The 9564-nt window shown below is 53.6% G+C and carries 8 protein-coding genes and 1 pseudogene; 2 read left to right on the top strand and 7 right to left on the bottom strand.

Annotation, left to right across the window (positions count from 1 at the left end; translation table 11 throughout):
* Positions 1–114 precede the first annotated feature (114 nt).
* Positions 115–1062: a site-specific integrase gene (locus B5E65_RS07480; protein ID WP_087171148.1), complete on the top strand. Its 948-nt coding sequence runs from the start codon at positions 115–117 to the stop codon at positions 1060–1062.
* A 30-nt stretch (positions 1063–1092) separates the two neighbouring features.
* On the opposite strand, the gene mobQ is transcribed toward B5E65_RS07480, so the two are convergent.
* From mobQ to B5E65_RS07440, 7 genes and pseudogenes are all read right to left on the bottom strand, one after another.
* A complete protein-coding gene (gene mobQ, locus B5E65_RS07475; protein ID WP_087171141.1) occupies positions 1093–2787 on the bottom strand; it encodes a MobQ family relaxase in 1695 nt (564 codons plus the stop codon).
* A gap of 437 nt (positions 2788–3224) precedes the next feature.
* Positions 3225–3431 carry a hypothetical protein gene (locus B5E65_RS07470; protein ID WP_002596142.1) on the bottom strand — a complete coding sequence of 69 codons (207 nt, stop codon included), beginning with the start codon at positions 3429–3431 and terminating at the stop codon, positions 3225–3227.
* Between the two features lie 112 nt (positions 3432–3543).
* Positions 3544–3750: pseudogene (locus B5E65_RS07465) on the bottom strand (LLM class flavin-dependent oxidoreductase); the annotation flags it as partial.
* Positions 3751–4253: 503 nt separating this feature from the next.
* A complete protein-coding gene (locus B5E65_RS07455) occupies positions 4254–5633 on the bottom strand; it encodes a DNA primase family protein (protein ID WP_009860801.1) in 1380 nt (459 codons plus the stop codon).
* Positions 5611–6231: a CHC2 zinc finger domain-containing protein gene (locus B5E65_RS07450; RefSeq protein ID WP_009860802.1), complete on the bottom strand. Its 621-nt coding sequence runs from the start codon at positions 6229–6231 to the stop codon at positions 5611–5613. Before B5E65_RS07450 ends, B5E65_RS07455 begins: the two co-directional genes overlap by 23 nt.
* A 68-nt stretch (positions 6232–6299) precedes the next feature.
* Positions 6300–8222 (bottom strand): recombinase family protein, encoded by a 1923-nt coding sequence (locus B5E65_RS07445; RefSeq protein WP_014078520.1) that lies wholly within the window; start codon positions 8220–8222, stop codon positions 6300–6302.
* Between the two features lies 1 nt (position 8223).
* Positions 8224–8427: a transposon-encoded TnpW family protein gene (locus B5E65_RS07440; protein ID WP_087171139.1), complete on the bottom strand. Its 204-nt coding sequence runs from the start codon at positions 8425–8427 to the stop codon at positions 8224–8226.
* Positions 8428–8689: 262 nt separating this feature from the next.
* Here B5E65_RS07440 and B5E65_RS07435 point away from each other — a divergent pair, with 262 nt between their 5' ends.
* Complete coding sequence (locus B5E65_RS07435) at positions 8690–9538, top strand: hypothetical protein (RefSeq protein WP_087171138.1); 849 nt, start codon at positions 8690–8692, stop codon at positions 9536–9538.
* The last annotated feature ends 26 nt before the right edge of the window (positions 9539–9564 follow it).

The following is a 9564-nucleotide window of genomic DNA, read 5'->3' as shown; positions in this document are numbered from 1 at the left end:
ACGGCTCATCAAAGCCAGGGAAGCGGAGTTTCGGACGCTTTTCGAGACCGTTACTTGAGGATGGAAATGCACATCTTCGTCCTCCACGTGATAATAATCGTGGAGGTGGTCAACATGACTAACAATACACAATTCAAGACGCTATTGAACACTTGGCTAAATCAAAAGAAGCCGATGATCACACCGTCAACCCATGCCAGTTTTACGCTGATAGCCGAAAATCACTTAATACCTCACTTCGGTAAGCGGAAGATCGGCAGCATTACCGAGCCGGACATTCAGAGCTACATATCGTATCTTTACGAGTCCGGGCGGCTGGATAAGTCCGGCGGTCTCACTGTGAAGACCATACGAGATGTGATTCTCGTGCTGCGGCTTGCTATGGAATATGCCTACAAGGAAAGAGCAATACCACTGCTCAACTGGGACTTGATAGAATACCCCAAAGAGTTGGGAATAAAAAAGGTGGTTTCTCTGTCCAAGGATCAAGAGCAGGCTTTAATTCAGTGTATATACATGAACCTGAACCGGAAGACCGCCGGCATACTCATTGCACTGTTTACCGGTGTGCGGATTGGTGAACTCTGCGGCTTACAGATGAAGGACATTTCGTTGACAGATAAAACCATCAGCATCAACAAAACCGTTCAACGCATCTATGACAAGAAAAAGGGAGAGTCCTATCTGCACATAGGGCCGCCGAAGACCAAGACATCAACTCGAACAATTCCCGTACCGTCTTTGCTCATGAACATTATCAAGAAGTTTTATACGGAAAACCCCAACCATTACTTCTTGACTGGCAAAACAAAGCCGACAGAGCCTCGAACTTACAGGCAGTTCTTTTCCCGTTTTTTGAAACGAAATGGGCTGCAAAAGGTAAAGTTCCACGAGATACGGCATACATTTGCCGTAAGAGCCATTGAAATACCAGAGTTTGATGTGAAATCTCTCTCTGAAATTCTCGGACATAAAAATGTGTCTTTTACTCTCAATGTATATGGCAGTGCCAACTTGCAGCAAAAGGTAAAGTGTATGAATTTGTTAAATGATCTTTTATAAGGTCATCTTGGGTGAGCAGGAAACGGTGGGTTACCGTTCCTGCTCACCCTTTTTCTTTTGAAGAGTCTGCTGCTCCTTCTGCGCCTGTCGCATCATTCTCCGTACCGCCTGTCGCTCCATATCCTCATGAAGCATACGGGAAACCGCCTTTTTGCTGTCAAACATCAGCAGCGGGCTGTACTTCTCGCCGTAGACCTGCTGTGCCCGGCTCTCCGCTTCCTGCTCCTTACCGGGGCGGATAGCCTGCCTTGCTTCATACAGCTGCACCGGATCAACGCTCTGTGCCTGCTCCCGAAGTCCGGCATACTCGTTCAGGGCAGCGTCCAACTCGGCAGAATATTTCTGTTCCTGTTCTTCCAACCGTTTTAGGCTCTGTTCCATAGCTACAATGTCTTTGGGAAATTTATCGGCGGCATCTTCCTCGGTATATGCCAGCGATGCCAGAAGCAGATTTTTCTCCGAACGCAGTTCCTCCAAATCCTCTGTCAGAACCGCTATCTTAGCCGCCAGCTCCCGGTGTCGAAATACATGGACAGCAGAGAGCGCCTTTTTTTCGGAAAGCAGACTGCGGCGCTCCTTCGTCTTATCCCGAATGTCCTTTGCAAGCTGATTGTACTGTGCGAGGGCAGGGCGCAGTGTATTCAGTGAAGTGTTCAGACGCTCCTTGCCTTTGCGGAGATACCCCAGCTGATAGCAGAATAGCAACAGATTTTTTCGCAGATTTTCCATGGCCTCGGCAAGCGCCGGTAGGGTGCTTTTAACTGCCTGCGCCAGCTTTTTGACCTGTCCTCTCAGTTCCCGGAGCAGGGCATTGTCGGCCTTGATCTGCCGGTTCAGTTCGCACCGGTCAGAGATAATGCCCTTTTTCTCCATGGCTCTGGCAACCACCCCCTCATGGACCGTAGGCCGCTCCAGCAGGCCACGTTCGGCATGGCTGCGGTGGTCGATGCGTTCTTCGTGCCCGGTGCGCTCCAGATAGTGGTTTGCCACATCAGCCCATGCAGCCCGCCACAGGACAAGCTGCTCGTCGCTGTTCCATCGTTCCGTGATGGGGTTCTGTCTGCCAAATTTGGTGCTTTTAGGGTACTTGGACACCCGTTCATAGCCCTGCGCCTGCGCTGCGGACGGGGTCATATACACCTTCTTTTTGCCCATCTTGTACTGATACTGCTTCTCCCAGCCATCGCCCTGTGCCTGTTTGAACTCAGCAGCGTTGAAGCCCCGTTCCTCGCCGTCTTTGACGCAGAGATATTCTTTCTCGGTCTTGTACTGCCATTTCCCCTTTTCATCCAGTGGGCGCACCGTCAGCAGAATATGGGCATGGGGATTGTGTCCGGGAGGATATGGGTCATGGATGGCAGCATCGGCGCACATTCCGTCTGCCACAAATTGCTCCTTGATGAAATCTTGCAGGAGCTGGATTTGTTCCTCCCGGCTCAGTTCTATGGGCAGCGCCGCCACAAATTCACGGGCAAGGCGACTGTCCTTTGCGGTTTCGGTTTCCTCCACGGCATTCCACAGGATTTCCCGATCTTGCCACTCTGCGGGGGCGGTGGCTGGCAGAAAAACCTGCCGCCACCCAAGGCCCTGTTTACGGGTGTAGTCGTGCTGCACCCCGTCGTACTCGTTGAGTATCCGGGAACAGCTCAGATAGGCCGCAGCAGCCACGGCGGAGCGTCCAGCTCCACGGCTGACTATCTTGGCCTCCAAATGATAAATTGCCATTGTCTACCGTCCTTTCTGAAGGACTACTGTGAAACGCAGCAGCCCTTCTTCTGTACTCGATTGCAACAGGTACGTCGTGAAATGCGACGTACCACCAGCACGGGTGGAACGATTTGTTCCACCCCTGTATCTGTGTCAAGCTGCCGGTGGCAGGTTGACGCAGGCAGGCGGCGGGATGGGGTGGCAACATACCACCCCATGAACAGGGGCTTCCAAAACGGAAACCCCTGCGCGACTGCATGGGCAAGGCTGGCAGTTTGGCAGAAATGCAGCCTTGTCCAGCGGCTCCCGCAGGAGTCGCAATCCCCCTCGGAGAGCGCACGTGCCCGACCAACGGGAGGGCTACCACCTCCTGCTTTAGCAGGTGGTGAGTAAGTGCGCCCTTCGGGATAAAAAAGAGGAAGGCCCCCGGTTCCCCGGAGACCTCCCAGCCGTTTTCAATCGTGCCCTGCCAGCTTCCGCCGCAGGTATTCTTCCAGATTGTCAAGCCCTACCGCCTGTACTTCCGGCAGCACTTTTTCCAGCACTGCGCCCTCCTGAATGAGCCGCCTTGTCCGGGCTTTTCGCTCCTTCACCCGATCCCGTGCCTGGGCTTCCTCCAAGCGGTGCTTTGCCTGCAACAGTTTCTTTTCTTCACTTGTCATAGATTTACCTCCGTTTCTGCCTCGTCGTCGCAAGCTGTGCATCCTTCGCTTCCGCACAGGTGCGAAAGCTCACTCGCTCCGCTGCTCCTCCTCTCCCCACAAAGGCATCGCCTTTGCGGGGACCCCAATAAATGTCATAGCCCAGCACATCAGCCAGCTCCACAATTTCTTTATAGCGGATAGATTCCCGCTGGAGCTTGGCCGACAGGTTGGAAACGCTGTCCGACCAGTCGTATTCCTCATGGAGCCGGTCAACTACCTCCTGCATGGTGTATCCCGCCCGGACGATCTGTGCCTTAATTTCGTTGCGTACCGTCATCATAAAAATCCTCCTAAATTTACTTGATAAAAAAGCGAAGCCGGTATGCCCTCTGGCATAACCGCTTCGCTGTATCGTGAAAAATTCCCTTGTCACCAAATCCGTTCAGAATCGCCGGTATGATGTGCTGTCCATAGGTCGCACTTTCCGACTTTTCCGTTCCATGTGACTTGGCTCGAAACCGTGCATTTTCCCATGGTTCCATACACCCGGTTCGCTGGTTCGAGAAGCACGGTTTCGGGAAATGATTTCTGCCAATCGTCAACTACTTTCCGATTCCCACTTGCCTTGATTTACCCCTCCGATTTTGCCAGCGATTTTTGATATACAACCGCTGAATTGCTATAAAAGGGAGAACAACTGTCAATCAAAGCGTACGTACGTACAGCGTCCTCACAAACTCCACATCCTTCGCTTCCGGCTAAAGCCGAAAGCTCACTCGTTCCGCTGCTCGTCCTTTCCCCAACGGAACCGCTTTACAGGGTTCCGCTGGGGCCCCAGTATTAACGCCGCCATTCCTCCGGCACATCTTCCGGTACGTACGTACGCATCGAATCGCCGGAAAACACTGATATATGATTTCTCACCAATACTTCAACCCCCAGAAAACCACGCACCCGCCGTCCGGCTGCGTTGGTCACATTGTTGCAGTATTCCAGATTGTAGCGGCTCTGGCAGGCGATCAGAGCTTCGCTGAAGCTGCGTGGTTTCAGGGCAGGCAGGTTGTTCTCGGTGCAGTAAATCTGGTATGCTTCGTACAGTTCTTTGGAGCTGGCAGATAGATCGGCTTTCAGGCGAACATACCCGTCAGAATCCAGAAAATCATAGACATTGTTGTTGTCCCGTTTGACTGCCTCCCGGTTTTCTCTGGTGCGGTCACTTTCGGTGAACTTGAAGTTGTTGGCGGCCAGCCGCTGCAATCCCTCAAAAGCCCACAGCAGAATACCCTCCACCTCGGCTTTCATCTTCTCGGCCAGGTCGGGATCATCCACACGGCCAGCCGGTTTTTCTTTTGTGGTCAGCACCAGCTGACGGCGGTAAAATCCGTCGCTCCGGTCAAACAGCGCCTGCAAATCTCCGTTGGAGAAAGCCAGCAGCCGGGCGCACATCCATCCCTGATAGCTCTGCTTGCCCTTGCGCTCCAAATCCATTTTGCCCTGGGCGGTGACGATGGATTTTACATAGTTGGTCTGGCGCAGAGCCTCCATCCGCATATCGTCATCCACGCACAGGAGGATATGCTCCAGATCAGCACGGGCAAACCGGTTCTCGGATATTTTCCCGATGCTGCCGTCCTTCATGTTGGAACCGAACAAAGTTCCCAGCACAGCGCCGATCTGCGACTTTCCTTCGCCGCCGCTGCCCTTAATCACCATCATCCGCTGTCCCTTATTGCTGGGGATCAGGCAGTAGCCGATATATTCCTGCAAGGTGGGAATATCCTCCGGGTAGAGCAGACCATCCAGAAATTGCAGCCAGAGAACAGGCTTTGGGGCGTTGGGGTTGTAGGCCACGGGGAAACGGTTGCGGACGTTTTCCGGCTTTCCCTCCGCAAAGGTTCCATCCAGAAAAAGCGTCCCGTTGGAAAGGTGAATCCGGTCCGGCTCCGGGGGAAAATCCTCCACCAGCGCCGCCAGCTTCATCAGCTCCACAATGTTGCTGATTTTGCGGGGAATGTTGCTGACCGCACAGCATTTCAGCTCCTCAAAAATCTCTCCCCGCAGGGGCAGTTCGTCTGTCACACGGCCTTCGGGCGTGAAAAAAGCCCCGTTTGTGAAGATGATCTTGTGCGTCTGCAAGAACTCCTCACAAAACAGGGCTTCGTTGATGCTTTTTCCATCAAACCAGACGGGCATCCCGTCAAGCTGCGCTTTGTTTTTCATGGGCATCGTCCTCCTTTTTCAGCCTGTCCAGCCGTTCCTCCAAACCGGCGATCAGACCATCCTTGTTCAGCATTTCTACGATTTTTACCCGTTGTTCCAGCTCGGCGGCAATGAGCAAATCTGCCAGATACTCCACATAGTCCAGCATCTGGCAGGCTTCCACAAACCGGTCATCCAGAACATCTTCCGGTGTCTTGGGTGTGTGCTGCACCTTCCAGCGTTCCAGAAGATGCAGATAATCGCACAATACCCGCAGGCAGCGCACTTGCTCCTGCCGGTATGCTTTCAGCAGGGGACGCTCCGGTTTGGGCAGGGCAGCTGCCGCAGGCGGCTTGTCCGGGCCAATCCCAAAATCCTGGGCCAGCTTCTGTGCTGCCTCGTAGCTGCTCAGGTCAAACAGCTTCGCCACAAGGTCGATCACATCGCCGGTGGCTCCGCAGCCGAAACAGTAAAAATAACGCTCGTTCAGCTTCATGCTGGGGTGCCGGTCCTCATGGAACGGACAGCTGCACATCCCGTTTCGGCTGACTTGCAGCCCATAGTGTTCAGCCGCATCGGGCACACAAATATTCTGTTTTACCAGTTCAAAGAGTGTCATAAAAAATCCCTCCGTTTCAGGGCATAAAAAATGCGGCCTGCCCGGTTTATTTGGGCAGGCCGCAATCCTTATGCAGTTTGTGATGCTTCCGTTTCTTTGGCTTTCCGCTTTTCCTGCCGGTAGAACTTCTCCCGGCAGGCGGGTTTGCAGAATTTAGCGTTGGGGCGGATAGACTGGAACGACTCTCCGCAGCACTGGCACACCAGCTGGTACGGTTCACCCGGAACGATCAGCCCTTCGGCAATCTTCTGTTTGCGCTCCTTCTGGCGCAGATATTTTTCATGGTCACGGATGCGCTTCTGGCGGCGCTTTTCCTCCGCAGCCAGTTCTTCCTCGGTGGGTTCGGGCATGGGCACTTCAAATTTCCCGATAAAGTTCAGGTAAATCTCGATTTCCTGAACCCGTTCCCCGGTGCTTCTGTCCGGGGCATGGACCAGAATCTTCTCCACAAATTCATGGATCATAGGGGCGGTCAGCTCGGTGAAATCTGTATATTTCTGTGCCAGCGCCAGAAAGTGACTGGCACGGTCCGTGTCCTCATGGAACTGGTTCAGCTGCGCCTGCTCGGAGGCAAGCAGCTGTTCCAGCTCGGCCTGTTCCTTCTCATATTCGGCACACAGCAGCTCGAACCGTTTTTCCTCCAACTTGCCCATGGCATAGGTTTCATACAGCTTTTTAATCAGCACGTCCAGCTCGGCGCTGCGCCTGCGCTCCTTGGCGACCTTGCGTTTCAGCTCCTTGGCTGCTTCCTGCTGGCGAACCTGTGAAATGCTGCGAACCTTCTGAATAAATTCCTCCCTGTTCTGGATGGCATAGCTGGCGGTAGTGCGGATGGTTTCCAGAATCAGGGCGTTCAGAGCCTTGGTGCTGACGCTGTGGGAAAAACACATCTGGGTTTCTCGTTCGATGGTCAAGCAGTAGGTGGAACAGTTATAGGTGTCGTTTCTGTACTCCTTGCCATCTGCCCGTGTGTGTTTGCCCCGGTGGTTATACATCTTTGCTCCGCAGTCGGCACAGAACACAAGGCCGGTCAGGGGATTGGCGACGCCAGTGGTATCTGTCCGGCGCACCGTCCGCTTCACCTGCTGGGCCAGCTGCCAGGTTTCCGGGTCAACAATGGCCTCGTGGGTATTCTCAAAAATCAGCCAGTCGGACGGGTCATTTTTTACCCGCTTATCCCGGTAGGACTTTTTGGAGGAACGGAAATTCACGGTATGCCCCATATATTCCGGTTTCTCCAACATGGAGCTGACCGTAAAGCCGTACCAGTCATAGGGGCGGCTGGTGTCCACGGTATTCTTCCGGCTGCCCCTGCCGTTGCGGGCCAGATAATAGGCGGGGCACTCCACCTTCTCGGCTGTGAGCATTTTGGAAATCTCATAGGGGCCGTGTCCCTCCACCGCAAGCCGGAAAATTCGCCGCACCACAGTGGCAGCTTCCTCGTCCACCAGCCAGTGGTCCTTGTCCTCCGGGTCTTTTTTGTAGCCATAGATGGCGTTGTTGGTGGTGGGCTTGCCCGCCTTGCCCTTGACACGGTATGCTGCCGAAACCTTTTTGGACTGGTCACGCAGATACCATTCGTTCATGATATTGAGAAAGGGTGCAAACTCGCCGCTGTCCTGTTCCTCGCTGTCAATGTTATTGGCGACAGCAACAAAATGAACCCCATTCTGCCGGAACATTACCTCGGTGTAAAAGCCGGTTTGCAGGTAGTTTCTGCCGATCCGACTTAGGTCCTTACACAGCAGATGGGCCACCTTGCCCGCCTCAATGTCCGCCACAAGGCGCTTCCATGCGGGACGGTCAAAGTTGCCGCCGGACCACCCATCGTCTGTGTAGTGGACGATATTGGTGTAGCCCCGCTGTGCTGCATAACTTTCGAGATAACGTTTCTGGTTCAGAATGGAGTTCGAGTCACCCGTGAGGTCATCGTCACGGGACAGGCGCTCATAGAGCGCAGTGATTTTTTCTTCCGTCTGTCTGTTTGCCATATTAGGCGCTCCTTTCAGACGGACGGCTCATTTGTGGCAGTTCCATTATACCACATTTCGGCTGGTTTGCCAGCCCGTCGTTGCGGATCAGCCGCAAAATTTTATCTTCCATCGTTTCCTCGGCGGTTTCACTGAGGTAGACACGAACTTTATAGGTGGTGTTGCCAATGTGCCGGGTCAGAAACACGGCGTTTTTATCTGCCATAGAACCTCTCTTTCTTGCGCTTTCGGCGCATCCGGTGTATACTGTTGTTATAGTTCCGTTGTTTGTAACCTGCGATTGTGTTACTTCTTTTTTGTGTCAAGCCTGAACATGGCGAAAGCCCCCTTTCTCCTGCGTGAAAAAGCAAATGTAACCCAAGTAACTTGTTTTTAGATTACTCTTTCACTAATAGGAGGAATCCGGGGTGCAAAACGGAACCATTTTTGAAAAATCGCAAAATATTTTTTTGAAAAGAGGTGGGGTCATGGCGTATCTGTCTGATGACGAGCTTCTGGATACCGAGGGTGGCTTCACCGGATGGGACGATGGGACAGGCGCAGGGGCGGAAGAAACGCTGGAACAGGCGCTTGCGGAAGAACGTCTGGCCGAGCTGGAAAATGAGCTGGAGCAGGACGAGCATCCCATTGACTATGATGCCGAACTGGAAACCGAGGAAGAAGAAGCTGCCCCGGTCAGTGATAAACGGCTCAAACGGGAGATGCGGGCCGAGGCCATACGGCGGCTGGAGGAAGCGGCCCGCACCGAAAAGGATTTCCGGGCCGTGGTGGAGGAATGGAACAAGCTGGACCGGAACCGGGAGCGCCGGGAACGGGACCACGAAAACCTTCGTGGGGATGTGCCGCTGGAATATCAGGCGGTGCCGGAACCGAAGCTCATTCCCCGCTGGATGAACAACCCCGCATACCGGCAGCTGATGGCCGGGAACTTTCTGGACATCCTGTTTGACTGCCCCTATGAGATGCACAACCTGACCGCTGATCCCTTTATTTCCCGCATGGTGGAGGAACTAAGCGAGGAACACAAGGAAGTTTTGTATTTCCTCTCTTTGCGGTTGTACAGCACCACCAGGCTTGCCGCTGTGCGTGGGCAGTCTGACCGCAATATCCGCAAGCTGCGAAAGACCATCCACAAGAAATTGCAGCGCCAGATGTATGACCATCTGTGCGGCAAACAGGAGCATGGCGGCAGCCTGACCTTGCGGGAACGCCAGTTTTTGGAGGAATACTCGAAAATTGCAAGGAAACGAGGCAAGGACGCCGTGATCCGGCGGGAGAATAAGACCAAACGCAGAAAAAAGAAAAACCGCCCCTGATAATTGGGACGATTAAGGAGAAAGGG

It is taken from the genome of Gemmiger sp. An120 (assembly GCF_002160955.1).
Classification (GTDB): domain Bacteria; phylum Bacillota; class Clostridia; order Oscillospirales; family Ruminococcaceae; genus Gemmiger_A; species Gemmiger_A avium.
Note: the sequence above shows the minus strand (reverse complement) of the source record. Positions and strands in the feature narration are given on the sequence as shown.

Excerpts from the sequence above, each read along its gene's own strand:
- B5E65_RS07480 (WP_087171148.1), top strand. The coding sequence starts at position 115 with ATGACTAACAATACACAATTCAAGACGCTATTGAACACTTGGCTAAAT.
- mobQ (WP_087171141.1), bottom strand. The coding sequence starts at position 2,787 with ATGGCAATTTATCATTTGGAGGCCAAGATAGTCAGCCGTGGAGCTGGA.
- B5E65_RS07470 (WP_002596142.1), bottom strand. The coding sequence starts at position 3,431 with ATGACAAGTGAAGAAAAGAAACTGTTGCAGGCAAAGCACCGCTTGGAG.
- B5E65_RS07455 (WP_009860801.1), bottom strand. The coding sequence starts at position 5,633 with ATGAAAAACAAAGCGCAGCTTGACGGGATGCCCGTCTGGTTTGATGGA.
- B5E65_RS07450 (WP_009860802.1), bottom strand. The coding sequence starts at position 6,231 with ATGACACTCTTTGAACTGGTAAAACAGAATATTTGTGTGCCCGATGCG.
- B5E65_RS07445 (WP_014078520.1), bottom strand. The coding sequence starts at position 8,222 with ATGGCAAACAGACAGACGGAAGAAAAAATCACTGCGCTCTATGAGCGC.
- B5E65_RS07440 (WP_087171139.1), bottom strand. The coding sequence starts at position 8,427 with ATGGCAGATAAAAACGCCGTGTTTCTGACCCGGCACATTGGCAACACC.
- B5E65_RS07435 (WP_087171138.1), top strand. The coding sequence starts at position 8,690 with ATGGCGTATCTGTCTGATGACGAGCTTCTGGATACCGAGGGTGGCTTC.